The 26,597-nt window shown below is 67.1% G+C and carries 28 protein-coding genes; 9 read left to right on the top strand and 19 right to left on the bottom strand.

Features of this window, described 5'->3' with window-relative positions; all coding sequences use genetic code 11:
* Positions 1-96: 96 nt before the first annotated feature.
* The 4 genes from C8N38_RS01080 to gluQRS all read left to right on the top strand — a co-directional run bounded on the left by C8N38_RS01080 (position 97) and on the right by gluQRS (position 3,090).
* Positions 97-567 carry a hypothetical protein gene (locus tag C8N38_RS01080; RefSeq protein ID WP_158272274.1) on the top strand — a complete coding sequence of 157 codons (471 nt, stop codon included), beginning with the start codon at positions 97-99 and terminating at the stop codon, positions 565-567.
* 48 nt (positions 568-615) lie between these two features.
* A complete protein-coding gene (gene trmFO / locus C8N38_RS01075; RefSeq protein ID WP_108023064.1) occupies positions 616-1,959 on the top strand; it encodes a methylenetetrahydrofolate--tRNA-(uracil(54)-C(5))-methyltransferase (FADH(2)-oxidizing) TrmFO in 1,344 nt (447 codons plus the stop codon).
* Between the two features lie 64 nt (positions 1,960-2,023).
* Positions 2,024-2,218 (top strand): hypothetical protein, encoded by a 195-nt coding sequence (locus C8N38_RS01070; RefSeq protein ID WP_080616382.1) that lies wholly within the window; start codon positions 2,024-2,026, stop codon positions 2,216-2,218.
* Positions 2,219-2,259: 41 nt separating this feature from the next.
* Positions 2,260-3,090: a tRNA glutamyl-Q(34) synthetase GluQRS gene (gene gluQRS, locus C8N38_RS01065; protein WP_108023062.1), complete on the top strand. Its 831-nt coding sequence runs from the start codon at positions 2,260-2,262 to the stop codon at positions 3,088-3,090.
* Here the strand turns inward: gluQRS and hisI are convergent.
* Complete coding sequence (hisI, locus tag C8N38_RS01060; RefSeq protein ID WP_108023060.1) at positions 3,087-3,446, bottom strand: phosphoribosyl-AMP cyclohydrolase; 360 nt, start codon at positions 3,444-3,446, stop codon at positions 3,087-3,089. The two genes, gluQRS and hisI, sit on opposite strands and share 4 nt — an antisense overlap.
* A gap of 67 nt (positions 3,447-3,513) precedes the next feature.
* Between hisI and C8N38_RS01055 the strand changes: the two genes are divergently transcribed.
* Complete coding sequence (locus tag C8N38_RS01055) at positions 3,514-3,966, top strand: iron-sulfur cluster assembly scaffold protein (RefSeq protein ID WP_108023058.1); 453 nt, start codon at positions 3,514-3,516, stop codon at positions 3,964-3,966.
* A 134-nt stretch (positions 3,967-4,100) separates the two neighbouring features.
* Here the strand turns inward: C8N38_RS01055 and C8N38_RS01050 are convergent, their stop codons facing one another.
* The 4 genes from C8N38_RS01050 to C8N38_RS01035 form a co-directional block, all read right to left on the bottom strand.
* A complete protein-coding gene (locus C8N38_RS01050) occupies positions 4,101-5,495 on the bottom strand; it encodes a TRAP transporter large permease (RefSeq protein WP_108023056.1) in 1,395 nt (464 codons plus the stop codon).
* A gap of 3 nt (positions 5,496-5,498) precedes the next feature.
* On the bottom strand, positions 5,499-6,194 hold the full coding sequence (locus C8N38_RS01045) for a TRAP transporter small permease (RefSeq protein WP_108023054.1): 696 nt from the start codon (positions 6,192-6,194) through the stop codon (positions 5,499-5,501).
* Positions 6,195-6,283: 89 nt separating this feature from the next.
* On the bottom strand, positions 6,284-7,282 hold the full coding sequence (locus tag C8N38_RS01040; RefSeq protein WP_108023051.1) for a TRAP transporter substrate-binding protein: 999 nt from the start codon (positions 7,280-7,282) through the stop codon (positions 6,284-6,286).
* A 144-nt stretch (positions 7,283-7,426) separates the two neighbouring features.
* The gene (locus tag C8N38_RS01035; protein WP_245895482.1) at positions 7,427-7,990 is read right to left on the bottom strand and encodes a Crp/Fnr family transcriptional regulator; all 564 of its coding nucleotides are present in this window, start codon (positions 7,988-7,990) and stop codon (positions 7,427-7,429) included.
* A 21-nt stretch (positions 7,991-8,011) separates the two neighbouring features.
* Here C8N38_RS01035 and C8N38_RS21340 point away from each other — a divergent pair, with 21 nt between their 5' ends.
* Positions 8,012-8,452 (top strand): hypothetical protein, encoded by a 441-nt coding sequence (locus C8N38_RS21340; RefSeq protein WP_158272272.1) that lies wholly within the window; start codon positions 8,012-8,014, stop codon positions 8,450-8,452.
* Positions 8,453-8,531: 79 nt separating this feature from the next.
* Complete coding sequence (locus C8N38_RS01030; protein ID WP_108023048.1) at positions 8,532-9,347, top strand: ferredoxin--NADP reductase; 816 nt, start codon at positions 8,532-8,534, stop codon at positions 9,345-9,347.
* A 203-nt stretch (positions 9,348-9,550) separates the two neighbouring features.
* Here the strand turns inward: C8N38_RS01030 and C8N38_RS21335 are convergent, their stop codons facing one another.
* From C8N38_RS21335 to sciP, 5 genes are all read right to left on the bottom strand, one after another.
* Positions 9,551-9,706 (bottom strand): hypothetical protein, encoded by a 156-nt coding sequence (locus C8N38_RS21335; protein ID WP_158272271.1) that lies wholly within the window; start codon positions 9,704-9,706, stop codon positions 9,551-9,553.
* Between the two features lie 73 nt (positions 9,707-9,779).
* Positions 9,780-11,867 carry an ATP-dependent DNA helicase RecG gene (gene recG / locus C8N38_RS01025; protein ID WP_108023046.1) on the bottom strand — a complete coding sequence of 696 codons (2,088 nt, stop codon included), beginning with the start codon at positions 11,865-11,867 and terminating at the stop codon, positions 9,780-9,782.
* Complete coding sequence (gene ligA / locus C8N38_RS01020) at positions 11,864-13,984, bottom strand: NAD-dependent DNA ligase LigA (protein ID WP_108023044.1); 2,121 nt, start codon at positions 13,982-13,984, stop codon at positions 11,864-11,866. Before ligA ends, recG begins: the two co-directional genes overlap by 4 nt.
* Positions 13,985-14,062: 78 nt before the next feature.
* Positions 14,063-14,779 (bottom strand): response regulator transcription factor CtrA, encoded by a 717-nt coding sequence (gene ctrA / locus C8N38_RS01015; RefSeq protein ID WP_108023042.1) that lies wholly within the window; start codon positions 14,777-14,779, stop codon positions 14,063-14,065.
* Between the two features lie 132 nt (positions 14,780-14,911).
* Positions 14,912-15,196, bottom strand: coding sequence for a CtrA inhibitor SciP (sciP, locus tag C8N38_RS01010; protein ID WP_108023040.1), 285 nt, complete (start codon positions 15,194-15,196; stop codon positions 14,912-14,914).
* 128 nt (positions 15,197-15,324) lie between these two features.
* Between sciP and mnmA the strand changes: the two genes are divergently transcribed.
* Both mnmA and C8N38_RS01000 read left to right on the top strand, forming a co-directional pair.
* Positions 15,325-16,482, top strand: coding sequence for a tRNA 2-thiouridine(34) synthase MnmA (gene mnmA / locus C8N38_RS01005; protein WP_108023038.1), 1,158 nt, complete (start codon positions 15,325-15,327; stop codon positions 16,480-16,482).
* Between the two features lie 58 nt (positions 16,483-16,540).
* A complete protein-coding gene (locus C8N38_RS01000; protein ID WP_158272270.1) occupies positions 16,541-17,017 on the top strand; it encodes a DUF2059 domain-containing protein in 477 nt (158 codons plus the stop codon).
* A 6-nt stretch (positions 17,018-17,023) separates the two neighbouring features.
* Here the strand turns inward: C8N38_RS01000 and lpxB are convergent, their stop codons facing one another.
* From lpxB to dxr, 9 genes are all read right to left on the bottom strand, one after another.
* On the bottom strand, positions 17,024-18,205 hold the full coding sequence (gene lpxB, locus C8N38_RS00995) for a lipid-A-disaccharide synthase (protein WP_108023034.1): 1,182 nt from the start codon (positions 18,203-18,205) through the stop codon (positions 17,024-17,026).
* Complete coding sequence (locus tag C8N38_RS00990; protein ID WP_108023032.1) at positions 18,202-19,059, bottom strand: LpxI family protein; 858 nt, start codon at positions 19,057-19,059, stop codon at positions 18,202-18,204. Before C8N38_RS00990 ends, lpxB begins: the two co-directional genes overlap by 4 nt.
* A gap of 43 nt (positions 19,060-19,102) precedes the next feature.
* Complete coding sequence (lpxA, locus tag C8N38_RS00985; protein ID WP_108023030.1) at positions 19,103-19,903, bottom strand: acyl-ACP--UDP-N-acetylglucosamine O-acyltransferase; 801 nt, start codon at positions 19,901-19,903, stop codon at positions 19,103-19,105.
* A gap of 6 nt (positions 19,904-19,909) precedes the next feature.
* Positions 19,910-20,380 (bottom strand): 3-hydroxyacyl-ACP dehydratase FabZ, encoded by a 471-nt coding sequence (gene fabZ / locus C8N38_RS00980; RefSeq protein WP_108023684.1) that lies wholly within the window; start codon positions 20,378-20,380, stop codon positions 19,910-19,912.
* An 89-nt stretch (positions 20,381-20,469) separates the two neighbouring features.
* Positions 20,470-21,159: an OmpH/Skp family outer membrane protein gene (locus C8N38_RS00975; RefSeq protein WP_108023028.1), complete on the bottom strand. Its 690-nt coding sequence runs from the start codon at positions 21,157-21,159 to the stop codon at positions 20,470-20,472.
* 4 nt (positions 21,160-21,163) lie between these two features.
* A complete protein-coding gene (gene bamA, locus C8N38_RS00970) occupies positions 21,164-23,488 on the bottom strand; it encodes an outer membrane protein assembly factor BamA (protein ID WP_108023026.1) in 2,325 nt (774 codons plus the stop codon).
* A 276-nt stretch (positions 23,489-23,764) separates the two neighbouring features.
* Positions 23,765-23,917, bottom strand: a complete 153-nt coding sequence (locus C8N38_RS21330; protein ID WP_158272269.1) for a hypothetical protein — start codon at positions 23,915-23,917, stop codon at positions 23,765-23,767.
* 133 nt (positions 23,918-24,050) lie between these two features.
* Positions 24,051-25,388: an RIP metalloprotease RseP gene (rseP, locus tag C8N38_RS00965; protein ID WP_108023024.1), complete on the bottom strand. Its 1,338-nt coding sequence runs from the start codon at positions 25,386-25,388 to the stop codon at positions 24,051-24,053.
* A gap of 20 nt (positions 25,389-25,408) precedes the next feature.
* A complete protein-coding gene (gene dxr, locus C8N38_RS00960) occupies positions 25,409-26,593 on the bottom strand; it encodes a 1-deoxy-D-xylulose-5-phosphate reductoisomerase (protein ID WP_108023022.1) in 1,185 nt (394 codons plus the stop codon).
* Positions 26,594-26,597: the final 4 nt, after the last annotated feature.

Below are 26,597 nucleotides of genomic sequence, written 5' to 3'. Positions count from 1 at the left end.
CGTGCACCGGTCAGACTTTGACGTCATTTCGGAAAGACGCCGTATCTCGAACGAGGAATGAGGGGCCTCGCCGCGATGTTTGGGCATCAAAATCTCATGGGGGTTTCCCCCAAACGTTTGCATGCGCTGTTGCGCGTGACCCTGGCGCTTTGCGTGATCGCAGCGTTCCGGTCCGGTGCGCCGCACCTCCCGGTGCTACCGCCCGATCCGCGCAGCGTTCTGGACTGGGCCGGGGCCACGATCATCTGGCTTTGCGCCGCCGGGCTGCTGTCCGGCGTCGGGGCACGTCCTGCCGCGCTGCTGCTGGCTTTCTACCTGCTGACGACGGCGGTCGCGATCCGCTTCGGCATCGCCGCCCTGCCGCCCGATCCCGACCGCCTGTCGCTCGATCTGGCGCTGGCCGCCGGGCTGCTGGCCGTCGCTCTGGGCGCCGAGCCCCGGCCCGGGCGCGCCGCCGACGGGCCCGGACCGGCCGAGCGGGCGGCCTATCAGACCGCGCTTGACGAAATCGTGGCCGATGAACGCGGGCTGGACGCCGCCGGAATGGGGCGGGCGCAGTCGGGCTGAACGGCACCCCCCTTTCCTTCGCCCTGCCCGCCCGCTAGATCGGGCGCCATGACAGATACGCTTCATATCGTCGGCGGCGGCATGGCCGGTTCCGAGGCCGCCTGGCAGGCCGCCTCGGCCGGGATCGACGTGGTGATCCATGAGATGCGCCCCAAAACCGGCACCTTCGCGCACAAGACCGGCGATCTGGCCGAAATGGTCTGTTCGAACTCGTTCCGCTCGGACGATGACGAACAGAACGCGGTTGGGCTTCTCCACTGGGAGATGCGCGCGGCGGGCAGCCTGATCATGGAAATGGCTGACACTCACCGCCTGCCCGCGGGCGGCGCCCTGGCCGTCGACCGCGAAGCGTTTTCGCAAGGCGTCACCGAAAGGCTGATGCGACACCCGAGAATTCGCCGCGAAGATACTGAAATCACGTCCCTTCCCGCAGACGGCCATTGGATCTTTGCGACCGGCCCGCTGACCTCGGACGCGCTGGGGCAGGCGATCCGGGCCGAGACCGGGGCCGAGGCGCTGGCCTTCTTCGACGCCATCGCGCCCATCGTGCATTTCGACAGCATCGACCTGTCGAAAGCCTGGTTCCAGTCGCGCTATGACAAGGGCGAGACCGAGGAAGAGCGCACCGCCTACCTGAACTGCCCGATGGACCGCGACCAGTACGAGGCCTTCATCGACGCGCTGCTGACGGCCGAGAAGACGGCCTTTCACGAGGGTGAGACGGCGGGCTATTTCGACGGTTGCCTGCCCATCGAGGTGATGGCCGAGCGCGGCCGCGAAACCCTGCGCCATGGTCCGATGAAGCCCGTGGGGCTGACCAATCCGCACGCGCCCCACATCAAGGCCCATGCCATCGTCCAGCTGCGCCGCGACAACGCGCTGGGGACGCTCTACAATATCGTGGGCTTCCAGACCAAGATGAAGTATGGCGCGCAAGCCGATGTTTTCCGGATGATTCCGGGGCTGGAGGCTGCCCGTTTCGCGCGGCTGGGCGGCATCCACCGCAACACCTTCCTGAATTCGCCGACGCTGCTTGACGCCGAATTGCGGCTGAAATCGAGACCGCATATCCGCTTTGCCGGGCAGGTGACGGGCGTCGAGGGCTATGTCGAATCCTCGGCCATGGGGCTTCTGGCCGGACGGCTGGCCGCGGCGGCGATAAAGGGGCACAGCCTGCCGCCCGTGCCCGCCACGACCGCGACCGGCGCGCTCGTGACCCATATCACCGGCGGGGCCGAGGCGAAGACCTTCCAGCCGATGAACGTCAATTTCGGGCTCTTCCCGCCGGTCGAGGGGCTGAAGGGCGGACGGCGCGGGCGGCGCGACCGCTACAAGGGCTATACCGACCGCGCCAAGGCCGACTGGACCGGCTGGCTGGGCGCCGCGGGCTGAACGCTTCACATTCGCGCCGCGCGCCCCATATAGGACGCGACCGCTCCCGATCCGCCGAGGCCCGATGCTCTACGTTCTCGCCCTGTTCCTGCCGCCGCTCTCGATCCTGCTGATCGGGCGCTGGTTCGTCGCGCTGGTGACGCTGGTGATCTGGATCCCGGCGATCATCTTCTCGGGCGGGCTGACCCATCCGATGTTCATCATCCTGGCCTGGATCCTGATCTTTCAGCGCGGGGCAGACCGCCGGGCGGGGCTTTAGGCACTCTGGCCCTCGCCCCCGGACCGCGCTAGCCAAGGCCCATGCGCACCCGCTTTGCACCTTCCCCCACCGGCCCGCTGCATCTGGGCCATGCCTTCGCGGCGCTGACCGCCTTCGAGCGTGGCGAGATGCTGCTGAGGATCGAGGATATCGACACCGCCCGGTCGCGCCCCGAATGGGAGGCGCAGATCTACGATGACCTGGCCTGGCTCGGGCTCGACTGGCCGCGCCCGGTGCTGCGCCAGTCCGAGCGGCTCGCGGCCTATCGCGCCGCGCTCGACCGGCTGGGCGCGATGGGGCTGACCTATCCCTGCCGCTGCCGCCGCGCCGATATCCGCGCGGCCCTGTCCGCGCCGCAGGCGGGGGCGCCGGTCATCGGGCCCGACGGGCTCGTCTATCCCGGCACCTGCCGGGGTCGGGCACTGACCGAGGCCAGACCCGAGGACGCGATCCGGCTGGACATGGCGCGCGCGCTCGACCGGCTCGGCCCGGCCCTGCCCGGCTTCACCGAGACCGGCCCCATGCACCCCGGCCCGCATCGGCTTGACGTCCGCGCCCTGATCGAAACCGTGGGCGATGTGGTGCTCGCCCGGCGCGATCTGGGTACCTCCTACCATCTGGCCGTGGTGGTCGATGACGCCTTCCAGCGGATCGAAGAGGTCACGCGCGGCGAGGATCTTTTCGAGGCGACCCCGATCCATGTGTTGTTGCAGGCGCTGCTGGGCCTGCCGACCCCCGCCTATCACCACCACCGGCTGATCCTCGACGACGCGGGCAAGCGGCTGGCCAAGCGCGACGACGCCCGCGCCATCGCCGCCTATCGCGCCGAGGGGGCAACGCCTGCCGACATCCGCCGCATGGTGGGGTTTTAATCCGCCATCGGCGACAGGATCTCGACCTCGGCGCCATCGCGGATCGCGGTATAGAAACAGCTGCGGCGGTTGGTGTGGCAGGCAGGGCCTTCCTGCTCGACCAGCACCAGCAGGCAGTCGCGGTCGCAATCGACCCGCATCTCGATCAGCCGCTGGACATGGCCGCTGGTCTCGCCCTTGACCCAGAACGCCTGGCGCGAGCGCGACCAGTAGGTCACCCGGCCTGTTTCCAGCGTGCGCGCCACCGCCTCGGCCGTCATCCAGGCCATCATCAGCACCGTTCCGGCCGCGTCCTGGGCGATGGCGGGGATCAGCCCGGCCTCGTTGTAGCGAAGGCTGGCGGGGTCGAAGGCCATTCGGGAACTCCTTTGAATTCGGACGCGCGCGCGTTATCTAGGACAGGCGAGCGCGGAAGGAAACGCCATGAATGCCCAGAACGATCTGATCAAGCTCTATTCGCAGAAGATCCTGGCACTCGCCGCCGAGATCCCGCATCTCGACCGGCTCGAGGCGCCGATGGGCACCGCGCGCAAGCGCTCGCCGCTTTGCGGCTCGACGGTGACGGTCGATCTCGATGTCGCGGACGGGCGGATCGTGCGCTTCGGGCAGGACGTGAAGGCCTGCGCGCTCGGTCAGGCCGCGGCCTCTGTCGTGGGCACGGCGATCCTCGGGCGGACCCGCGCCGAGGTCGAGACCGCGCGCGATCAGCTTCGGGCGATGCTGAAGGACGAGGGCCCGGCGCCGTCGGCGCCCTTCGAAGGGCTCGAAGTGCTGCTGCCCGCGCGCGATTACAGGAACCGCCACGCCTCGATCATGCTGTCGCTCGAAGCCACGCTCGACGCCTTCGACGCCGCCGAGGCCGCCGCCTGCGCCTGAGCCGCGGACTCCACCTCAAACACGGACCGCGGCCTCCGGTTCGGGCATCGCCCGAACCGGTCTGGCGACGCGCCCCTGGCGCGGCGCAACACGTGAAAACGTGCGCCGGGACATGGTCCCGGCGCTCCGCCGGATCAGTTGGTGATCAGTTCGGGGCCCATCAACGATGTCGGCAACCAGGTCGAGAGCCAGGGCACATAGGTCACCAGGATCAGGAAGACGAACAGTACCGCCAGGAACGGCAGCGCCGCGCGCACCACCCGCATCATCGACATGCCCGCCACGCCCGAGGTCACGAAGAGGTTCAGCCCGACCGGTGGTGTGATCATCCCGATTTCCATGTTCACCACCATGATGATGCCCAGATGGATCGGATCGACCCCCAGCTCGATGGCGATGGGAAAGACCAGCGGCGCCACGATCACGATCAGCCCCGAGGGCTCCATGAATTGCCCGCCGATCAGCAGGATCACGTTGACCACGATCAGGAACACGATCTTGCCGAAGCCCGCCTCGAGCATCGCGCCGGCGATCTTCTGGGGGATCTGTTCGTCGGTCAGCACATGCTTGAGGATCAGCGCATTGGCGATGATGAACATCAGCATGATGGTGAGCTTGGCCGCATCCAGCAAAGTGCGCCGGGTGTCGCGGTGGATGAACCCGGTCAGCAGCGCCTGCGGCCTCTGCCACAGCGCCACCGGCCCGCGCCCGTCCCGCGCCTTCAGGGGGCCCATGTCGCGATAGACGAAGATCGCGATCAGGAAGGCATAGACCGAGGCCACGGCGGCGGCTTCGGTCGGCGTGAAGACCGCCGAGGCGACGCCCGGAATGCCGTAGATCCCGCCCATGATGATGGCGATCAGCATCAGCCCCCAGAAGGCCTCGCGGAAGCTGGCCCAGACTTCGCCCCAGCCCAGCCAGTCGCCCTTGGGCATGCCCTTCACATGGGCCATGACATAAATCGCGGTCATCAGCATCAGCCCGGCGACGGTGCCGGGGATGACGCCCGCCAGGAACATCCGGCCGACCGAGACGTCGGTCGCCGAGGCATAGACCACCATCACGATGGAGGGCGGGATGAGGATGCCCAGCGTGCCCGCGTTGCAGATGACGCCCGCCGCGAAGTCGCGGGTATAGCCCACCTTCCGCATCGCCGCGATCACGATCGACCCGATGGCCACCACGGTCGCGGGGGACGAGCCCGAAAGGGCCGCGAACAGCATGCAGGCAAAGACGCCCGCAATGGCCAGCCCGCCCCGCAGATGCCCGACGCAGGCAATGGCGAACCGGATGATCCGCCGCGCGACGCCGCCCGTCGACATGAAGCTCGAGGCCAGGATGAAGAACGGGATCGCCAGCAGCGTGTAATGCCCCGCCATCGCCTGATAAAGCGACTGCGCCACCGCCGCCAGCGAGGTGTCGGAGAAGAGCAGCAGGAAGATGATCGAGGCCATGCCCAGCGACACCGCGATCGGCACGCCGATCAGCAGGAAGCCCACCACCATGACAAACAGAAGCACCACATGCATGGCTCAGGCGTCCTTCTCGCGGGCGGCATCCTCGACCGCGTCCTCGGCCTCGTGGCTGACGATCAGCCCCTGCTGGCGGCCGGTGATGATACGGAACGCGGCCTCGACCAGCCGGAACAGCATCATCGCCACCCCGAAGGGGATGATCGCATAGGGCACGACGATGGGCAGCTTTTCGTAGGGGTCCTCGCCCTCGGGCAGGAACAGGTATTCCAGCGGCACGCGCAGGAACTCGGGCAGAGGGATCCGCTCGGTCGGCACATAGCCGCGATAATCCCAGGGCTTCATCTCTTCGAAGCCCGTCGGGAACCAGTGCCCGGTCGTCGGCGCCAGGTTGGCGAAGGGCGCCCAGTAATCCCAGGCCCCTTTCATCATCAGCGCCGCATAGACCAGACAGATCGCCACCGCGACCAGCGACAGCATCCGCTGGGCCCGCGACGATAGCAAGTTCAGGATCGCGTCCACCCCCAAATGCATGGTGATCTTGAACCCGTAGGCGATGCCGAACAGCACCAGCCAGGCGAACAGGATCAGCGTCAGCTCGAGGCTCCAGACGAGGCTTGCGTTGAAGACATAGCGCAGCACCACGTTGACGAAGGTGACCAGCACCATCAGCCCCAGCAGAAGCGCGATCACCGTCTCTTCGACGGCATGGACCGCGCGCCCCAGCGCCGTCCTTGGCCGATAGGCTCCACTCATCGCCCCAAGCCTCCCTCTGGCATGGCGAACAGGTGCCAGAAGCGGCGGTGCCCGTCAGGGCCACCGCCGCCCGGCGCCGGTACGGCGTCTCAGTACTGGTCGTTTATTTCCTGCGCCGCCGCAATGGCGTCGGCACCGACGTCACCCTCGAACTGGGCCCAGACCGGCTTCATCGCATCGACCCAGGCCTGACGCTGCTCGGGCGTCAGCTCGCGCACCGTGGTGCCCGCGTCGATGATCGCCTGCTTGGCCTGCTCGTTGACATTGGTCGACTCGGTGTTCCGCTGGACCGTCACCTCATGCAGGATCGTCGCCAGCTGGTCGCGGATCTCGGGGTCGAGCCCCTCCCACCATTCGACCGAGGTCACGACCATGTAGTCGATCACGCCATGATTGGTCTCGGTGATGCCGTCCTGCACCTCGAAGAACTTCTGGGTGTAGATGTTCGACCAGGTGTTTTCCTGCCCGTCGACGACGCCGGTCTGCAGCGCGCCATAAACCTCGGAAAAGGCCATCGGCTGCGGGCTGGCATCGAGCGCTTCCATCTGCGCCACCAGAACGTCCGAGGGTTGCACCCGGAATTTCAGCCCCTTGGCATCCTCGGGCAGCACCAGCGGCTTGTCGGCCGAGAACTGCTTGAGCCCGTTATGCCAGAATTCCAGCCCCAGAAGGCCCCGGCGCATCATCGACTGCTTCATCGCCTGGCCGGTCTCGGAATTCTGGAACGCGTCGATGGCGTCCATGTTCTTGAACATGAAGGGCAGATCGAAGATCCGCAGCTTCTTGGTGTATTTCTCGAATTTCGACAGCGACGGCGCGGCCATCTGCACATCGCCATTCAACATCGCCTCCAGCACCTTGTCGTCGTCGTAAAGCGTGGTGTTGGGATAGACTTCCATGCAGACCTTGCCGTCCATCTCGTCATTGACGCGGGCGGCCAGCAGGTCGGCGGCAAGGCCCTTGGGGCTGGTCGCGCTGGTGACATGGCTGAACTTGATCACGGTTTCGCCCGGATCGCAGGCCGCGAAGGCGGCTCCGGCGGACAGGGTCAGGGCCACGGCCGTGGCGGTAGTAGTCAGAGCTTTCATGCGATCCTCCCAAGATCTGAGCGTCCCCCCCCTTCGGGGACGTAGCCTCGGTTTATCGCCGATGATCCCTCATGTCTCAAGGAAAACCAAACGCTTCCCCATGGGGACTGCGCGCAATGGTCGCCCCGCGCGCGGCAGGCAGGGTCAGGCCTCCAGCCGTTCGTAACCGGTCCAGGATGACAGATGCGACCGGTTCAGGATGCTCATGATCCGCGGCTGATCGACAATCCGCACCCAACCATAGCCGGTCTCGATCAGCCCCTCTTCGGCCAGGCGCCGCATCACCCGGTTGGCGGAATTGCGCGACAGCCCGGCCATCTCGGCAAGATCGGCCTGGGTCAGCGGAAACTCGGTGGCGCCATCGTTGAAATCGTGCAGGCGGCGCAGGGTAATGAGGATGCGAACCGAATTGTCGCGATGCACATTGGCATGCAGCAACTGGCCGAAATTGTCCAAATGGCTGACAATGTTCGCCGCAATGTGGCGCCATGTGTCGGGATCGGACATTGCGACCGTCTCGATATGATGCGCCGAGACCGACAGCACGGAGGCATCGCGCCGCGCGATCGCCGAGATGCGCCGCGGCGTCATGCCCGGCATGCCGACGGCGCCAAGCCAGTTTCCGGCCTTGGCGACAAAGCCCAGACGCGGGCCGTCGACTCCGGGCTCAAGCACCACGTCAACCACTCCGTCAACGATTCCAAGCATGTCCGGCGACGGATCGGCCATGTGAAACAGCGCCTCGCCCCGGCGAAAGCTGCGCAACCGGGCACCGGCAAGCAGCAGATCGACAAAATGCGCCGGAAGAGACCGCAACCAGCCGACTTGACGGATTCGGAGTTTCGCGTGCTCGATTTTCATAAATTGTCAAATACCAGACAGCCCGGAGGCAATTGCATCGAGGACGACATTTTCCAGGGAGCAACGCAGCGTAACAGGTTTTTGCATTTGCAAATCGAAACCGGCGGACAAGCCAATGCTCCGAAACTCCATGGCGTTGCGTGTCGGCCATCGGGTCTGCCGCCCGGCCGCGCCACCGTCAACCCCGGGTGCTGCGGCATAGCGTACGACAGCACCGCGGCATTTGCGCTTGATCTGAGTCATGGTCGCCGTTACCGCAATCGTCGAAAACCCGGCCCGCCGGGTGGTAACGGAATTGCGACCTGCTGAGGGGCGCGATGGGGGTTTTCCCGCCCGAGAAGGACACCTAGAAGGAGGAACGGGGCGCTCGCCCCGTCGCGTGACATTCATGAACCAGCAGACTGCCGTGACAGAGCCCGCCAAGAAGACCCTGCCCGATGCGCAGACCGTGACCGAGGTTCGCCACTATACCGACCGGCTGTTCTATTTCCGCACCTCGCGTCCGCAATCGCTGCGCTTCCGCTCGGGCGAGTTCGTGATGATCGGGCTGCCGGGCGACGACGGCAAGCCGATCATGCGCGCCTATTCGATCGCCTCGCCCTCCTGGGACGAAGGGCTCGATTTCTACTCGATCAAGGTGCAGGACGGCCCGCTGACCTCGCGGCTTCAGCATATCCAGCCCGGCGACCAGATCATCCTGCGCCCGAAACCCGTCGGCACGCTGGTTCTGGACGCTCTGCTGCCCGGCAAGCGGCTGTGGTTCCTGGCGACCGGCACCGGCATCGCCCCCTTCGCCAGCCTGATGCGCGACCCCGATACCTACGAGCGGTATGACGAGGTCATCATGATGCATACCTGCCGCGAGGTGGCGGAACTGGAATTCGGCCGCCAGCTGATCGAAAGCCTGCCCGAAGACCCGCTGATCGGGGAATTCGTCGGCGACAAGCTGAAATACTACCCCACCACCACCCGCGAGCCGTCGAAATGGATGGGCCGGGTGACCGACAACCTGGCCTCGGGCAAGGTCTTCGCCGATCTGGGGCTCGACGGCACGCAGATGGACCCCGCCATCGACCGCGCCATGGTCTGCGGGTCGCTCGACTTCAACAAGGACGTGATGGCGATCATGGAAGGCTGGGGCCTGAATGAGGGCGCCAATTCCGAACCCGCAGAATACGTGGTCGAGAAAGCCTTCGTCGGCTGACATCCCTTCGCACGCGTTTCAGACGCCCCGCCCGGCTTGCCCGGCGGGGCGTTTTGCTTTGGGCCCTGCCCCGTGCACAAAAAAACCGCCGCACTCCCAGGGAGGAGGCGGCGGTCAGGAAGCGGTCCGGCGCGGCGGAAGAGGCAGGCTTCGCGACGACCCGGGGACGGGTCCGGCACTGGACAGCAGGCAGCGGATGGGGCTCAGACAAGCCCCGGAAGATGGAGCCCCGCAATCAGCAGCACCATCAGCGCGGCGGCGCCGGCGGCATCCTGCCAAAGGGTGGCGCGGCAGCGGGTCAGGACGGATCTCAGCTCGGTCAGCATGGGTCGGGCTCCGGTTTCGATCAGTGTTGCCACTTTGTTCTCATTTCCAGCCCCGCCTGTAAAGAACTTTTTAGGAACATTTAACAGGGGGCCGTCCGGCAAGGGCTCAGCCCGCCTTGATAAGCCGAATCGCCTTGTCGCGTTCCATCAGCCACAGAAGCACCCGCGCCGCCTGCCCGCGCGGCCCGGCAAGGCCCGGATCGTCGGCCAGAAGCTTGCGGGCATCGCTTTGCGCGACCGCCATCAGCGCGGCCTGCCGTTCCAGATCGGCGATGCGAAAGCGCGGCAGCCCCGATTGCGCGGTGCCGATCAGATCGCCCGCGCCGCGCATCGCCAGGTCCTCCTCGGCGATGCGGAACCCGTCCTCGGTTTCGCGCAGGATCTCCAGACGCCGCCGCCCGGCCTCGCCCAAAGGCGCCTGATACATCAGCAGGCAGGTCGATGACGCCGCCCCGCGCCCGACCCGGCCTCGAAGCTGGTGGAGTTGCGCCAGTCCGAAGCCCTCGGCCCGCTCGATCACCATGATCGAGGCATTGGGCACGTTCACCCCCACCTCGATCACCGTGGTCGCGACCAGAACCGAGGTCTCGCCCCGCTGGAAGGCGCGCATCGCGGCGTCCTTCTCGGCGGGCGGCAGCTGGCCATGCACCAGCCCGATCCGGTCGCCGAAGACCGCACGCAACCGCTTGAACCGTTCCTCGGCGGCGGTCAGATCCGAAACCTCGGATTCCTCGACCAGCGGGCAGACCCAGTAAGCCTGCCGCCCCTCGGCCACCGCCTTCTCCAGATGCGCGATCACCTCCTCCATCCGCTCGACCGAGACCAGCGCGGTCTTGACCGGCGTCCGCCCCGGCGGTTTTTCATCCAGCACCGACACGTCGAGATCGCCATAGGTGGCCAATGCCAGACTGCGCGGAATGGGCGTTGCCGTCATCACCAGCATGTCGACGCCCCGCCCCTTGGCCGACAGCTCGACCCGCTGCGCGACGCCGAAGCGGTGCTGTTCGTCGACGATGGCCAGGCGCAGGTCGCGGAACTCGACATCCTTCTGAAAGACCGCATGGGTGCCGACCAGCACCTGGATATCGCCCGCCGCCAGCGCCGCCAGCTTGGCCGCGCGCTCGCGACCCTTGTCGCGCCCGGTCAGGATCTCGATCACCACGCCCGCGCTTTCGGCTAGCGGCGCCAGGCTTTCCAGATGCTGGCGGGCGAGGATCTCGGTCGGGGCCATCATCACGCCCTGCCCGCCCGCCTCGACCGCGACCAGCAGCGCCATCCACGCGACCAGCGTCTTGCCAGAGCCCACATCGCCCTGCAAAAGCCGGGTCATCCGCGCCTCGGCCCCCATGTCCTCGGCGATCTCGTCCATCGCGCGGGCCTGCGCATCGGTCGGCCGGAACGGCAGCGCCGCCAGCGCCTTGCGCCGCAGCCGCCCGTCGCCCCGGCTGGGCCGCCCCTTGGCGCGGCGCTGATCGGCCCGCGCCAGCGCCAGCGTCAGCTGATGGGCCAGCAATTCGTCATAGGCCAAACGCTGACGCGCAGGCGCAGTCGCGGCGATGTCGCGCGCGGATTGCGGCGCATGGGCGGCCTGCAGCGCCGCGCGCCACCCGGGCCAGCCCTCGCGCGCCAGAAGAGCAGGGTCGATCCAGTCCGGCAGATCGGGCGCGCGGGTCAGCGCCGAGGCCACGGCCTTCGTCATCGTCTTCAGCGTAAGCCCGGCGGTCAGGGGATAGACCGGTTCGAAATCCGGGATTTCGGCGGCCTCGTCCAGCGGCAGAACGTGATCGGGATGCACGATCTGGGCCATGCCGTCGAAGATCTCGACCTTGCCCGAAATCACCCGCCGCGCGCCTTCCGGCAGGATCTTCGACAGGTAATCGCCGCGCGCATGGAAGAAGACCAGCTGAAAGGCCGTCGCCGCATCCTGCACCTGAATGCGGTAGGGCCGCCCCTTGCCGGAGGCGGGCATATGGGCGCCGACCAGAACCGCGACCGTCGCAACCTCGCCCGGCGCGACGCCCGCGACCGTCTCGACCGGACGGCGGTCGATGCCGGTATGGGGCAGCGTGAAAATCAGATCGCGCGGCTTCTCGATGCCCATCTGCGCCAACAGCTTGGCCGATTTCGGTCCGATGCCGTCAAGCTTTTCAAGCGCCCCGAAGAGCGGAAAGAGGATATCGGGCCGGCCGCTCATGCGCCCTCGATCAGCGCCAGCCAGCCGTCCTCGTCGACGGTCTCGATCCCCAGTTCCTCGGCCTTCTTGGCCTTCGACCCGGCGCCCGGCCCCAGCACCACCAGATCGGTCTTCTTCGAGACCGAGCCCGCGACCTTGGCCCCCAGCGCCTCGGCCCGTGCCTTGGCCTCGGCCCGGCTCATTCTCTCAAGCGTACCGGTAAAGACCACGGTCTTGCCCGCAACCGGGCTGTCGACCGCGCCGCGCGGCGCCACCGGCTCGACCGTCAGATGCGCGACCAACCGGTCGATCGAGGCGCGCTCGGCCTCTTGGTGGAAAGCGGTGATCAGCGAGGTGGCCATCACCGTGCCGACCCCGTCGATGGACAAAAGCGCCTCCCAATCCGGGCCTTCGCCGACCGTGGCATGGGTGACGGCCGCCTCGAACGCCTCCCAGGTCTGGAAGTTGCGGGCCAGAAGATCGGCCGCGGCCTCGCCCAGATGGCGAATGCCGAGCGCGAAGATCAGCCGGTCGAGCGGAATCGTCCGCCGCGCCCCGATCGCCGCGAAGAGGTTCGTGGCCGATTTCTCGCCCCAGCCCTCGCGGTTCTTCAACTGCTGAAGACCTTCGCCATAACGGGTCTCGAGCTCGAAGATGTCGGCGGGTTCCCTGATCCAGCCGTCCTTGTAGAGCGCCTCGACCTGTTTCGCGCCCAGCCCCTCGATGTCGAAGGCACCGCGGCTGACGAAATGCTTGAGCCGCTCGACCGCCTGGGCCGGACAGATCAGCCCGCCCGAACAGCGGCGGACCGCATCGCCCTCTTCGCGGATCGCCTCGGACCCGCATTCGGGGCATTCGGTGGGAAAGCGGTAGGGCTCGGTCCCCTCGGGGCGCTTGGCAAGATCCACGTCGGCCACCTTCGGGATCACGTCGCCCGCGCGGTAAACCTGCACCCAGTCGCCCTCGCGGATATCCTTGCCGCCGCGGATCTCGTTGCCCTTCGAATCGCGGCCCGCGATGTAATCCTCGTTATGGAGCGTCGCGTTCGAGACGACGACGCCGCCCACCGTCACCGGATGCAGCCGCGCCACCGGCGACAGCGCCCCGGTGCGGCCGACCTGAATCTCGATGCGGTCGAGCCGGGTCCAAGCCAGCTCGGCGGGAAACTTGTGGGCGATGGCCCAGCGGGGCGTGGTCGCGCGGAACCCCAGCCGGTCCTGCAGGGCAAGGTCGTTCACCTTGTAGACCACGCCGTCGATATCGTAGCCGAGCGTCGCGCGGCGCTGTTCTATCCGGGCGTAATGGGCGGCGAGCGCCTCGGGGCCATCGCAGAGGACGGTCAGCGGATTGACCTGAAAGCCCAGCGTTTTCAGCCGTTCGATGGCGCCCATCTGGGTGTCGGCCAGCGGCGCCGAGACCTCGCCCCAGGCATAGGCGAAGAATTTCAGCGGCCGGGCGGCGGTGATGGCGGGGTCGAGCTGACGCAGCGACCCGGCGGCGGCATTCCTCGGATTGGCGAAGGTCTTGGCGCCGGTTTCGGCCTGGCGTTCGTTCAAGGCCTCGAAATCGGCATGGGCCATATAAACCTCGCCCCGCACCTCAAGGATGTCGGGGGCGCCCGTCAGGGTCCGGGGGATGTCGGCAATGGTGCGCGCATTGGCCGTGACGTTCTCGCCGACCTCGCCATCGCCCCGGGTCGCTGCCTGCACCAGCCGCCCGCCTTCGTAGCGAAGCGACAGGGACAGGCCGTCGATCTTGGGTTCGGCGGTGTAGACGAGGGGCGCGTCATCGGCGAGCCCCAGATAGCGGCGGATGCGGGCGTCGAACTCGGTCACGTCGGCGCCATCGAAGGCATTGGCCAGCGACAGCATGCGCCGCACATGGGCGACCTTGGCGAAGCCTTCCGCAGGCGCGGCCCCGACCCGGTCGGAGGGGCTGTCGGCCCGCTTCAGCGCGGGAAACCGGGCCTCGATCGCCGCGTTGCGCCGCTTGAGCGCATCATAGGTCGCATCCGAAAGAGTGGGCGCGTCCTCCTGGTGATAGGCGGCATCGGCCTCGGCAATGGCCTTGGCCAGCCGGGCCAGTTCGGCCCGCGCCTCGGTTTCCGACAGCGCTTCGACAGGATGTTCGTCGGTCATTCCGGCCCCCAGCATTGCCCCTGGCAGAGTGATAGGGGGGCTGGGGCCGGATTTCCAGCGGGTGCGTTCGGCGCCGCCTCAGGCGCCGAGCGCGAAGGACCCCGGCATCGCCTGATCCGGCTCGGGGTCGCGCAGGACATAGCCCCGGCCCCAGACCGTTTCGATATAGGTTTCGCCGCCCGTGGCCTGGGCAAGCTTCTTGCGCAACTTGCAGATGAAGACGTCGATGATCTTCAGCTCGGGCTCGTCCATGCCGCCGTAGAGATGGTTCAGGAACATCTCCTTGGTCAGGGTCGTCCCCTTCCGAAGCGACAGAAGCTCGAGCATCTGATATTCCTTGCCGGTCAGATGCACCGGCTTGCTCTCGACCTCGACCGTTTTCGCATCGAGGTTGACCTCGATCTTGCCGGTGCGAATCACCGACTGCGAATGGCCCTTGGACCGGCGGATGATGGCGTGGATGCGCGCCACCAGTTCCTCGCGGTGGAACGGCTTGGTCATGTAATCATCAGCACCGAAGCCGAAGCCCTTGATCTTGTTCTCGGTATCGGCGGCACCGGACAGGATCAGGATCGGCGTGTCGATGCGTGCCAGACGCAGCTGACGCAGGACCTCATGCCCGTTCATGTCGGGCAGATTGAGGTCAAGGAGAATCAAATCGTAGTCATAGAGCTTTGCAAGGTCTATGCCCTCTTCCCCAAGGTCTGTGGTATAGACGTTGAGGTTGGCATGGGTCAGCATAAGCTCGATGCTCTTCGCTGTGGTCGGATCGTCTTCCACCAACAGAACGCGCATGGCTAGGTCTCCGCTAAGTACCGTCGAACTTTGTCGCACCCTGACGAACAATGGTTAATTGCACGTTACCTTAACATTTACCCTAGCATTTACAATTTGAGGTTGTCTAGAAGCAATTCGACTCGACCGTCCTCAAAGCTCTGTCCGGCGGGTGGATTTGAGCGACGTGACCTTGAGCCCGGCGATCCCGAACTCGCGTACGGCTTTCTTCCAGCTGGAAAATTCCTCGGCGGACAGGGTGTAGCGATCAAGCGCCTCCTCCTCGGAGATCAGGCCCGCGGCGACCGCCTTGACCACGGCCGCCTTGCGGCTGGCCACCCAGCGTCGGGTGTCGACCGGGGGAAGGTCGGCGCGGCTCATGGTGGTGCCATCAGGCAAGGAGACGGTGCGGGGCCCGTCGATACGTTTCAGGAACATGGCTACTTATCCCTTGCAAATCCGGCGCGAGGGTGGCGTTTTCCTGCTTAAAGGTGGGTGAAGGCGGGTCTTGAGAGTATCTCGCATTTTCCTATATTGCCCGAGACTTGTTCCCTGGAGTTCCCACGATGCCACGCGACGGCGCCCCGCGCGCTCTGAACTCGCTGGGCTTTGCAAAGCCCGTTTCCGAAACCCGCGTGCTGGTCGCGATGTCCGGCGGCGTGGACAGTTCGGTTGTGGCCGCGATGCTGGCCGAGGAAGGCTATGACGTGGTGGGAATCACCTTGCAGCTTTACGACCATGGCGCGGCCCTGGCCAAGAAGGGGGCCTGCTGCGCGGGGCGCGACATCCACGATGCCCGCCGGGTGGCCGAAAGCGTGGGCTTTCCGCACTATGTGCTCGATTATGAAAACGTCTTCCGCGATGCGGTGATCGAGGAATTCGCCGACAGCTACCTGGCGGGCGCGACCCCGGTGCCCTGCATCCGCTGCAACGAGCGGGTCAAGTTTCGCGACCTGCTGGCGACGGCCAAGGATCTGGACGCCGACTGCATGGCGACCGGTCATTACATCCAGCGCAAGCTGGGGCCGAACGGGGCCGAGTTGCATTGCGCGGCCGATCCGGCGCGCGACCAGTCCTATTTCCTGTTCTCGACCACGCCCGACCAGCTTGATTATCTGCGATTCCCGCTGGGGCACCTGCCCAACAAGGACGCGACCCGGGCGCTGGCCGCGAAATACGGGCTGCCGGTCGCGGACAAGCCCGACAGCCAGGACATCTGCTTCGTGCCCGAGGGCAACTATGCCTCGGTGATCGAAAAGCTGCGCCCGGGTGCCGCCGAACCGGGCGAGATCGTCCATGCCGATGGCCGGGTGCTGGGCACCCACAAGGGCGTGATCCATTACACCATCGGCCAGCGCCGCGGGCTGGGGATCGGCGGGCTCGACGAACCGCTTTATGTGGTACGGCTCGATGTCGATGCGCGGCAGGTCGTGGTCGGCCCAAAGGAAATGCTGTCGACCCGCATCGTTCCGGTCCGCGAAATCAACTGGCTGGGCGATGCCCCCCTGACCTCGCGGCCCGAATGGGAGGTCTCGGTCAAGGTGCGCTCGACCCGGCCGCCGCGCGCGGCGATCCTGCGACCGCTGTCCGAGACCGAGGCCGAGGTCGAGCTGCTGACCCCCGAAGAGGGTGTGAGCCCCGGGCAGGCCTGCGTGCTTTATGAAACCGGGGGCAGCCGGGTTCTGGGAGGCGGCTGGATCTGGCGCGGCGCGAATCGGGGTTGAGCCCCCCGCGCCCGCCCTGCATCCTGAGCGCGAAGCGGATCGAACGGAGACCCAGCGGATGCGCCCTGCCCTTGTCATTGCCCTTGCCGGGCTTGTCCTCGCCGCGCCGCTTTGGGCAGACGAAACCCGCCAAGACCGGCTGGAGGCGGCCCATGACTATGTCCAGCGCGCCGTGGCCGACATGGATCTCGAGGAAATCGTGCGCTCGATGTGGCGCCCGGCGGTGTCCAGCATCGAGGCTGGCGGCACCCGCCTGACCCCGTCGCAACTGTCGCGGATCGAGGCGCTTTATGCCGAGATCTATACCGACCGGCTGCGCGCGCTGATGCTGTCGCAGGACGAGCTGATGGCCGATCTGATGACGCTGGACGAAATCGAGGCGCTGCGCGATTTCTACGCCACGCCCGAGGGCCGGTCGGTCATGCAGAAGCTGCCCAAGGTGCTGAACGCGCAGCAGCCGCAGATCATCGAGCTGGTGCAAAGCACGATGCCAGAGGTGCTGACGCGGATGCAGGGGATCGTCGAGGCGCCCTGAGCCGGGTCAGCCCCGCCGCGCTGTCGCCAGACCGTCCAGCACCGCGCGCGCGGCACGCCGCCCCGGCGCCTCGCCGCCTTGGCCGAGCCGCTCCATCGTGACGCGCATCGCCTCGATCTGGGGCGCGCGGTAGGCCGGGTCCTCCAGCAGCAGGCACAGCGCCGCGGCAATCGGGCCGGGCTGGCAGGCCTCGCCCAGAAATTCGGGAACCGCGCGGGTCTCGCTGACGATATTGACTAGCGTCACGGTATCGAGCCGCACCATCCGCCAGATGATCTGCCGGCTGAGCCAGTTCATGTCATAGGCGATGACCATGGGCGTTTCCGACGCGGCCAGTTCCAGCGACACGGTACCCGAGGCGGCCAGCGCCAGATCGGCCGCGGCGAAGGCGGCGCGCTTGGCGGCAGCCGCGGCACTGCCGTCGGCGCGCGGGTCGATCAGCACCGGCGCGCCGGGCCAGGCGGCGGTCAGGCCCGCGACCCGCTCGGCCACGCCCGCCGTCGTCGGCACCACGACGCGCAGCCCCGGATGCTGGGCCGCGACCGTCTGCAGGGCCGTGCCGAAGACCGGCGCCAGACGGTCGACCTCGCCCGCGCGCGACCCCGGCAGCACGAGGCAGAGCGGCGCGTCGGCCGCGATGCCGTGCCGATCGCGGAAGGCGCGGGCCTCCTGGTCCGAGGCGCGGGGCTGGGCCACCACCGGATGCCCGACGAAATCGCAACGCATCCCGGCGGCTTCCATATAGGGCGGCTCGAACGGGAACAGCGCCAGCACCTGATCGACCGCCTCGGCCATCCGCGCCGCCCGCCCCGGCCGCCAGGCCCAGACCGTCGGCGCCACGTAATGGACCGTGCGCACATGGCTTTGCGCCTTGACCCGGCGCGCCACCCGCAGGCAGAAATCCGGGCTGTCGATGGTCACCAGCGCGTCGGGCGACAGACGCACGACCTCGGCCGCGCATTCCTTGATCCGCCGCATCAGTGCCGCATAGCGCGGCAGCACCTCGGCGATGCCCATCACCGACAGCTCGTCCATCGGAAAGAGGCTCTCCAGCCCCTCGGCCTGCATCAGCGGCCCGCCCACCCCGTGGATTTCGAGCCCCGGATCAAGCTCTTTCAGCCCGGCGATCAGCGCCGCCCCGAGCGCATCGCCCGAAGGCTCGCCCGCGATGAAGAAAAGCCGCGTCACGGCTCCCGGACCCAGAGGAAGACCCCCAGCGCCTCGGCCCGCGCAACGGTTTCTGGACGATCCAGAACCATCACGCCGCCCGCCTCCAGCACGATCCCGGCCAGCCCCGCGCGATGGGCGGCCTCGATCGTCGCGGGCCCGATGGCGGGCAGATCGACCCGGCGGTCCTGCCGGGGCTTCGGCGCCTTGTAGACGACGCCCCGCGCGCCCTTGGGGTCGGGTCGGCAGCCCGCCGCAGCCTCGGCGACAAAGGCCAGCATCGCATCGGTTCCGGGCAGCGTCTCGACCGCGAGGCACAGCCCCTGCGCCACCACCGCGCCCTGCCCGACATCGACCGCGCCGAGACCCTCGACGATGGCGGCGGCGCGGGCCGCATCCTTCTCGTCGGCTTTCGAGGGCGCGACCCCGGTCAGAACGCCCGGCGCGGGCAGCAGATCGGGCGCGACCGCATCGGCGCCGACGACGGCAAACCCGTCGTCCTCGAACAGCGCGATCACCGCGCGCAAGAGACCGTCATCGCCCTGCGCCAGATAGGGCAGGATGCGCGGCAGAAGCTGGGCGGTGCGCGGGTCGATCCGCTCGGGGTCGAGCCGGGGCCGCCGGATCGTGCCGGCCAGCACCACCCGGGTCACGCCACGACCGTGCAGCAGATCGAACAGCACCGCCAGACGTTCCAGCGCGAAGGTTTCGACGGGCCAGCGGTCGGCCTCGTCCATCGCGAAGCCCTCGATCTGGGCGATCAGGAAGGGGATTCCCGCGGCCTCCATGGCGCGGGCAAGATGCGCGGGCAGCGCGCCGCCCCCGGCGATCAGGGCCGTGGTTCCGGGAACGGTCTCGGGGGAAGTCTCGGGCATCGGGTCGCTCCTCGCTCCGGTCTGGGCCTTTCCAGGCGCGTCGTCAGGGTTTCGGCGTCAGGAAGGACCGGTCGGTATCGGCCAGCACGAATTCGACCATCTGGCGCACATAGGCACTGTCGGCGGTCTCGGCCAGGTGGCGCGCGCGTTCATGGAAGGTGCCCTCGCCCTCTGCCAGATGCTGGAAGGCCGCCCGAAGCGCCGCGATGTCCTCGCGCGCGACGCCGCGGCGCTTGAGCCCGACAAGGTTCAGCCCGTCCAGCACGCCGCGCGGCCCCTGCACCAGACCGAAGGGGATCACGTCATTGGTGACCATGGTCAGCGCGCCGATGATCGCACCCTGCCCGATCCGCACCCATTGATGGATACCCGCGAGCCCGCCGATGACGACATTGTCGCCGATGATGCAATGCCCGGCAAAGGCCGCGTGATTGGCCACGATCACGCCATTGCCGACCTGCACGTCATGTCCGACATGGCTGCCGGTCATGAACAGGCAATCGTCGCCGACCCGGGTGATGCCGCCGCCGCCCTCGGTGCCGGTGTTCATGGTCACCGCCTCGCGGATGCGGTTGCGCTTGCCCACGATCAGCCGGGTTTCCTCGCCACGGTATTTCAGGTCCTGCGGGATGTCGCCGATATTGGCGAAGGGAAAGATCACCGTCCCCTCGCCGATCTCGGTCAGCCCGGTCACCACCGCGTGGCTTTTGACCACCACGCCCGGGCCAAGCCGGACCTTCGGCCCGATCACCGAGAACGGGCCGACCGTGGCCCCGGGGCCGATCTCGGCACCGTCCTCGACAAGGGCCGAGGGGTGGATCGTGGCGCTGGGGTCGATCGCCATGGGGGCTTACTCCGGGTTGATGTCCATCATCGCGGTGAATTCGGCTTCGGCCGCGATCTCGTCGCCGACCTTGGCGACACCTTCGAATTTCCAGATCTTGACCTTCTTCGACCCGCCGCGCTTGACCGTCACATGCAGTTCCAGCCTGTCGCCCGGGACGACCATCCGGCGGAACTTGCATTTGTCCATCGCCATGAAATAGACCAGCAGGTCGTCTTCGGACAGGTCCACCGACTTGCCGACGAGAACCCCGCCGGTCTGGCCCATGGCTTCGACGATCAGGACCCCGGGCATGATCGGCTTCGACGGGAAATGTCCCTGGAAATGCGGCTCGTTGATCGAAACGTTCTTGATCCCGACGGCGCTCTGGCCCGGGACGATGTCCGTCACCCGGTCGATCATCAGAAACGGATAGCGGTGCGGCAAAATCTTCTGGATTTCGTCGATATCGGCCTCAAGGACCTGACTGTCGGACATCGAGCCTGTCTCCTTGCACATTGCGAATATGCTCTCTTCACGCGGTACGGAGCGCAGTATCAACTCGTCCGATCCGAGACAAGCGACGCCTAGTCGCCGCGTCCGGCCGGCTCGTCCGGCGAGGCGGACCCCGGCGACGGAGGCTCGGACGGCGCGGCCGCCCCCGGCGACGCGGGCCCGGGCGGGGTAGCGGGGGCATCTTCGGCGGCGTCAGGCGCTTCCGATTGTGCGCCATCGGGGCCGATCACGACCCGCTCGTCCAGAAGCGCGATGGCGTCCGTGGTGATGTCGACCTGACCGGCCGACAGGATCACCGCCTCGCGGGCCAGAACCGCGACGGCCCCCCGCTCGCGCACGATCTCGGCGAGAACCGGCAGCGCCTTGCGGAAGAAGTCCTGACGTTCCTCCTCGCGGCGCTGGGTCAGCTCGCGCGCCTTGCGCTCCTGCGCGGCGCGGATCGTTTCGACCTTGGTGTCGAAGGCCTCGGCCAGCGGCCGGAACTGGTCAGGCGGCACGGTGGCGCGCTGTTCGGTCAGCGCGCGTTCCTCGGCCACAAGCTCGCTCTCGATCCGCCGGTTCTCGGCGGCCAGGGCGGCGGCTTCGGCCTCAAGCGCCTGCTCGATCGCCTGACCGGCCTCGCTGTCCTGGAACAGACGGTCCTGATCGAGCGTCAGGATCGGGCTGAGAAAGACCGGACGCCCGTCCTGCGCCAGCGCCGGACCGGCAAGGCCAAGCGCCGCCGCGGCGGCCAGCGCCCATCCGCGACCCGCCCGGCGCATCGGCTCAGAACCTCGTCGAGATCGTGAAGTCGAAGTTCTGCTCTTCGTCGTAGTCCTCTTTCATGACCGCCTTCGAGAAGTTGAAGCGCAGCGGGCCGAGCGGGGTCTTCCAGAAGAGCGACACCCCCACCGCCGAGCGCAGGTGGAAGTCGTCATCGACGGGACCCGAGGAGGTGCTGGTATTGTCCAGCCCCCAGACCGTGCCGAAATCGGCAAAGAGGCCGCCGGTGATGCCATATTCCGCGGGCAGGCCCAGCGGGAATTCCGCCTCGAACCGGGCGACGGCATACATGTTGCCGCCCAACGCCTCGTCGCCTTCGCGGGGCCCAAGACCGTTGCCGTCGAAACCGCGCATCTTGCCGTTCAGGAAGTAGCGTTCGGTCACCCGGCTTTCGGAATCGCCCAGCATGGTCAGCGCCCCGCCCTCAAGCTCGGCGCGCAGCGTGACCTCTTCGTTCCAGACCATGCGCTGGACGCCCGCCAGAGCCGTGGTCTCGATGAATTCAAGATCGCCGCCAAGCCCGGCATAGTCCTGGTTGAACTTCAGCACGATCCCCGAATTGGGGTCGAGCCCGGTGCGGCGGGTGTCGTAGGTAAACCCGTAGCCGACCTTCGAGAAGGTCTGGCCGGGATCGTCGGCCTCGCGGGCCAGCACGTCGGAATCGCCCTCATAATTCTTGAAGGTGTTTTCGCCGATGGCATAGCGCAGCTCGAACCGCCCGTTTTCCGAGATCGGGAATTCCAGCGAGGGCGAGATCTCGATCTTCTGGGTCTCGTATTCGCTGTCGTATTTACCGGTATCGGTCTGGGCATAGGTGGCCCCGAAGCGGAAGCGCACGTCGCGTCCTAGGAAAGCCGGCTCGATGAAGACAAACCGCGAGGTCGCGTTGTCGGTGCCGGTGTCGATCCGGGCGCTCAGGTACTGGCCGCGGCCGAGGAAGTTGTTTTCGCTGAACGAAAGCGCGGCGCCCGCCCCGTCGGTCTGCGAATAGCTCAGGCCGAAGGACAGCGTCCCGGTCGGCTGTTCCTCGACATTGACGTCGATGATCATCTGGTCGGGGCTGGTGCCCTCGCGCGCCGAGACATCGGCGGTCGAGAAAAAGCCGAGCGCGCGGATGCGGTCGGCGGTCTGCCGGATCTCGCGCGGGTTGAAGGGGTCGCCCTCGACGGTGTTGAACTGCCGCCGCACCACGCGGTCCAGCGTGGTGGCGTTGCCCTCGATGTCGATGCGCTCGACGAAAAGCCGCGGACCGCGCTCGACCACGAAGTCGACATCCAGCGTCAGGTCGCGATCGTTGCGGGTGACACGCGGGGTGATGCGGATGAAGTTCAGCCCCTTCTGCACCGCCAGCCGTTCCATCCGGGCGACCGTCGTCTCGATGGCCGAGGGCGTGTAGGTATCGCCTTCCTTGACCCGGGCCGCCGCCTGGAACTCGTCGGGATCGACCTCGGTCAGGTCCGACGAGGTGGTGATCTTGCCGAAATTGAACTTCTGCCCCTCGCGGATATTGAAGGTCAGCAGATAGGCGTCGCGGTTGCGGGTCAGTTCGGGCGTGACCGACAGCACCTGGAAATCGACATAGCCGCGCGAGGTATAGAAGTCCTTCAGCACCTGCTTGTCGAACTCGATCCGGTCGGCGACGAAGGTATCCGAACGGATCAGACGGCGCAGCAGGCCCGCCTGCTTGGTCCCCAGCGCCCGGCGCAGGCGGCCTTCGGAATAGGCGCGGTTGCCGACAAACGAAATCCGCTCGATCTCGACCACGGCGCCTTCGGCGATCTCGAAGACCAGATCGACGCGGTTGTCGGAGCGTTCGATGATGCGGGGCGTAACGGTGGCGGCAATGCGGCCGGACTGTTCATAGGCGGCGGCGATGGCCGAGGCGTCGGCTTCGGCGGTGGACGGCGAATAGACCCGCCGCGACTGGGTCTGGACGATCTTCTGCAGATCCTCGTCCTTGATCCGGGCATTGCCCTCGAAGCTGATGCGGTTGACGGTCGGATATTCGGTGACCTTGATGACCAGCGTCCCGCCCTGCGGCACCAGTTCGACGGATTCGAAAAGGCCGCTGTCGACAACGGCCTGGTAGGCATCGTTCAGACGGGCCGCCGAGATCGTTTCGCCCCGCGAGATGTTGGCATAGCTCGCCACGGTCGAGGCATCGACCCGCTCGTTACCTTCGACGCGCACATTGGAAAAGCTGTAGCTTTGCGCCATGGCCAGCTGCGGCACCCCCGCGCCAAGCCCCACGGCGACCGCGACGGCCGACAAGGTGAGGTTGCGCGCCCCCGGCCGGGTGCCGAGAAATCCCTGCGAAGATTTGGTCATGTGCCCGTCCCAAGGTGACGTTTTCTTTCCGCCTTGCTAGCTTGCGGGCCGGGCTTTGTCAAAAGGCCGAGGACAGGAAAATGGCCGATCGTTGCCGCGCTTCCTCACAGGATCTTGTCGGGGAAAGGCAGCCGGTCCTGCCAGAGCCTGGCGCAGCCCCGGCGCCGCAGACAACCGCGGCCCCGGAGGCCGCATCCCCCGCCGCCGAAGAGCGCTCCCTGCGGGCAGGCTGACAGCGTTGCGGGGCACGGGGCACGGACCGCCCCCGAAGACGGTTCAGAGCGGGGCGAAACTGGCCAGATAGCTGCCCGCGATCAGTGCCAGCGCGATCCCGGCGGGAAAGATCAACCGATCCCAGTTCAGATCGAACAGCAGCACCAGCGTGCCGTGCCCCTCGCCCATTCCGTTCAGACCCGTTGCCTGTGTCATGTCCGTCCTGCCTTTGCATTCGACCGTTGGGCCGGAGGCTAGACGGGGAATGGGGCATCAATTTGGCGGCGGGGCACAGCTCGCGCGCCCCGGGCACGGCCCCGCGGCGGGCGCAGGCGGCTCCCTGCCGGGCTCAGGGACAGAAGATGTCGTTCGTAAGCGCGAAGACCATCAGCCCGATCAGCAGGGCGAAGCCGGCGGCCATCAGCAGCCTCAGGGCCTTGTCGCTGGGCGGGCGCCCCACCACGGCCTCATAGGCGTAGAAGACCAGATGCCCGCCATCGAGCACCGGGATCGGAAAGAGGTTCAGAAGCCCGACCGCGGTCGAGAGCATGGCGATGAACCAGACGAAGCTTTCCAGCCCCTGGCTGGCGGCCGCGCCCGAGGATTCGGCGATGCCGAGCGGCCCCGACAGGTTGCAGGAACTGATCTTGCCCGCGATCATGTGATACAGGCCCGACAGGCTCGATGTCACGATGAAGCCCAGCTGGTCCGCACCGTAGGAAACGGCCTCCAGCGGCCCGGCCATCCGGGTCGCGGGCTCAAAGGCCAGCCCGCCGGTCATGCCGATCAGCCAGCGCGTCTCGAACCCGCCCTCGGGATCGGGCATGTCCATCCGTTTGGGCGTCAGCGAAAAGCTCAAGGTCTCGCCGTCGCGCCAGACGGTCAGGGCGATGGGCGCGCCTTCCGAGGCGGTCACCACGTCCTGCAACTGGCGGAAGGCGCGGATCGGCTGGCCGTCGATGGCGGTGATCACGTCGCCTTCCTTCAGCCCGACCTCCATCGCCGCCGATTTCGGCTGGATCGCCGAAACCACCGGCGGGAAGGGATAGGGCCCGGCGACCTCCTGCTCGACCCCGTCGCGGCGCACCAGATAGGCGGTTTCGCCGTCGACCGGCAGAGCCGCCACGGCATCGTAGAAGGCGGTGTAATCGGGCGTCGCGCGGCCATCGATCGCGAGGATCGTATCGCCCTCGCGCAGCGCCGATTGCGCCGCGGGCAAGGGCTGCAGCTTGCCGACGGTCGGCGGCTCGATCGCGACCCCGCTGACCACCGCCAGCATCGCGAAGACCGCAATCGACAGCACGAAGTTGAAAACCGGCCCCGCCGCCACCGTCAGCACCCGCGCCCAGAGCGGCGCGCCGTGCATGGTGTGGCGCCTTTCGTCCGCTTCCATTCCCGCGATGGCGGCGGCGTCCTTGCCGCTGGCACCGTCGGAATCGCCAAGGAACCGCACATAGCCGCCCAGCGGCAGCGCCGCGATCTGCCATCGGGTGCCCCTCCGGTCGACCCGCGAGACCAGAACCGGCCCGAAGCCGAGCGAGAACACCTCGGCCCGGATCCCGGTCCAGCGGCCGACGATGTAATGCCCGTATTCATGGACGGTGACGATGACCGACAGCGCCACCACGAAGGCAACGACGGTAAAGGCGGCATTCCCGAAAGAGGGAATCAGCGAAGCAATATCCAAGACGTCCAGCCTATTTCTGTTCAGTGCTGCAGGGACCGGACGATCCGCGCGGCCTCTTCCCGTGCGAGATGGTCCACATGCAGCACTTTCTCAAGGCTGAGGTCCGATTTCATCAGCCCGGCATCGGCCGAAAGCCGGTCGAGCACGGCCGCAACCACGTCGGACATTTGCGTGAATCCGATCTCGCGCGCCAGAAACGCATCAAGCGCGGCTTCCTTGCCCGCGTTGAAGGCCGCCCCGGCATAGCCGCCCGCCTCCATCACCTCGCGCGCGATCCTGAGCGCGGGCCAGCGCGTCTCGCAGGCCGGGCGGAAGGTCATCTGGCCGATCTTCGCGAGGTCCAGCCGCTCGACCGGCAGCGCCGCGCGCTCGGGCCAGTTCAGCGCATAGCCGATGGCATGGCGCATGTCATGCGGGCCGACATGGGCCATGATCGCGCCGTCGCGATAGCCCACCATGGCGTGGATCAGGGATTCCGGATGGACCAGAGCCTCGATCTTGGAAGGCGCGATCCCGAAATATTCCTTGGTCTCGATCAGCTCCATGCCCTTGTTGAACATCGAGGCGGAATCGATGGTGATGCGCTGGCCCATCGCCCAGTTCGGATGCGACGAGGCCTGTTCGGGCGTCGCCTTGGCCAGATCCTCGATCGGCCAGTCGCGGAAGGCGCCGCCCGAGGCGGTGATGATCACCCGCTCGACCGCCGCCATATCCTCGCCCACCAGCGCCTGAAAGACAGCCGAATGTTCGCTGTCGACCGGCAAGACCCGCGCGCCGTGTTTCGCGGCGGCGCCCAGCAGCAGCGGCCCGGCGGCGACCAGGCTTTCCTTGTTCGCCAGCGCCAGCGTCGTGCCATGCTCCAGCGCCTTCAGCCCCGGCGCGAGCCCGGCAAAGCCCACGATGGCCGACATGATCCAGTCGGCGGGCCGGGCCGCGGCCTCGATCAGAGCGGCCTGCCCCGCCGCCGCCTCAACCCCCGATCCGGCCAGCGCGGCCCTCAGATCGTCCAGACAGTCGTCGAAGGCGGTCACGGCCAGGTCGGCCTTCAGCGCGATGGCCTGCTCGGCCAGACGCTTGACGTTTCGCCCGCCGCTCAGCGCCACCACGTCATAGCTGTCGGCCCCGCCCTGCCGGGTCAGAAGGTCGATGGTGTTCTCGCCGATAGACCCGGTCGCACCGAATACGGTGATCCGCCGTCGTTGCATGCCG

The sequence above is a fragment of the Rhodovulum kholense genome (genome assembly GCF_003053725.1).
Lineage (GTDB): Bacteria > Pseudomonadota > Alphaproteobacteria > Rhodobacterales > Rhodobacteraceae > Rhodovulum > Rhodovulum kholense.
Note: the sequence above shows the minus strand (reverse complement) of the source record. Positions and strands in the feature narration are given on the sequence as shown.

Bases quoted from the DNA above. Each gene is read 5' to 3' on its own strand.
- C8N38_RS01080 (WP_158272274.1), top strand. From the start codon at position 97: ATGGGGGTTTCCCCCAAACGTTTGCATGCGCTGTTGCGCGTGACCCTG.
- trmFO (WP_108023064.1), top strand. From the start codon at position 616: ATGACAGATACGCTTCATATCGTCGGCGGCGGCATGGCCGGTTCCGAG.
- C8N38_RS01070 (WP_080616382.1), top strand. From the start codon at position 2,024: ATGCTCTACGTTCTCGCCCTGTTCCTGCCGCCGCTCTCGATCCTGCTG.
- gluQRS (WP_108023062.1), top strand. From the start codon at position 2,260: ATGCGCACCCGCTTTGCACCTTCCCCCACCGGCCCGCTGCATCTGGGC.
- hisI (WP_108023060.1), bottom strand. From the start codon at position 3,446: ATGGCCTTCGACCCCGCCAGCCTTCGCTACAACGAGGCCGGGCTGATC.
- C8N38_RS01055 (WP_108023058.1), top strand. From the start codon at position 3,514: ATGAATGCCCAGAACGATCTGATCAAGCTCTATTCGCAGAAGATCCTG.
- C8N38_RS01050 (WP_108023056.1), bottom strand. From the start codon at position 5,495: ATGCATGTGGTGCTTCTGTTTGTCATGGTGGTGGGCTTCCTGCTGATC.
- C8N38_RS01045 (WP_108023054.1), bottom strand. From the start codon at position 6,194: ATGAGTGGAGCCTATCGGCCAAGGACGGCGCTGGGGCGCGCGGTCCAT.
- C8N38_RS01040 (WP_108023051.1), bottom strand. From the start codon at position 7,282: ATGAAAGCTCTGACTACTACCGCCACGGCCGTGGCCCTGACCCTGTCC.
- C8N38_RS01035 (WP_245895482.1), bottom strand. From the start codon at position 7,990: ATGCTTGGAATCGTTGACGGAGTGGTTGACGTGGTGCTTGAGCCCGGA.
- C8N38_RS01030 (WP_108023048.1), top strand. From the start codon at position 8,532: ATGAACCAGCAGACTGCCGTGACAGAGCCCGCCAAGAAGACCCTGCCC.
- recG (WP_108023046.1), bottom strand. From the start codon at position 11,867: ATGAGCGGCCGGCCCGATATCCTCTTTCCGCTCTTCGGGGCGCTTGAA.
- ligA (WP_108023044.1), bottom strand. From the start codon at position 13,984: ATGACCGACGAACATCCTGTCGAAGCGCTGTCGGAAACCGAGGCGCGG.
- ctrA (WP_108023042.1), bottom strand. From the start codon at position 14,779: ATGCGCGTTCTGTTGGTGGAAGACGATCCGACCACAGCGAAGAGCATC.
- sciP (WP_108023040.1), bottom strand. From the start codon at position 15,196: ATGTTCCTGAAACGTATCGACGGGCCCCGCACCGTCTCCTTGCCTGAT.
- mnmA (WP_108023038.1), top strand. From the start codon at position 15,325: ATGCCACGCGACGGCGCCCCGCGCGCTCTGAACTCGCTGGGCTTTGCA.
- C8N38_RS01000 (WP_158272270.1), top strand. From the start codon at position 16,541: ATGCGCCCTGCCCTTGTCATTGCCCTTGCCGGGCTTGTCCTCGCCGCG.
- C8N38_RS00990 (WP_108023032.1), bottom strand. From the start codon at position 19,059: ATGCCCGAGACTTCCCCCGAGACCGTTCCCGGAACCACGGCCCTGATC.
- lpxA (WP_108023030.1), bottom strand. From the start codon at position 19,903: ATGGCGATCGACCCCAGCGCCACGATCCACCCCTCGGCCCTTGTCGAG.
- fabZ (WP_108023684.1), bottom strand. From the start codon at position 20,380: ATGTCCGACAGTCAGGTCCTTGAGGCCGATATCGACGAAATCCAGAAG.
- C8N38_RS00975 (WP_108023028.1), bottom strand. From the start codon at position 21,159: ATGCGCCGGGCGGGTCGCGGATGGGCGCTGGCCGCCGCGGCGGCGCTT.
- bamA (WP_108023026.1), bottom strand. From the start codon at position 23,488: ATGACCAAATCTTCGCAGGGATTTCTCGGCACCCGGCCGGGGGCGCGC.
- C8N38_RS21330 (WP_158272269.1), bottom strand. From the start codon at position 23,917: ATGACACAGGCAACGGGTCTGAACGGAATGGGCGAGGGGCACGGCACG.
- dxr (WP_108023022.1), bottom strand. From the start codon at position 26,593: ATGCAACGACGGCGGATCACCGTATTCGGTGCGACCGGGTCTATCGGC.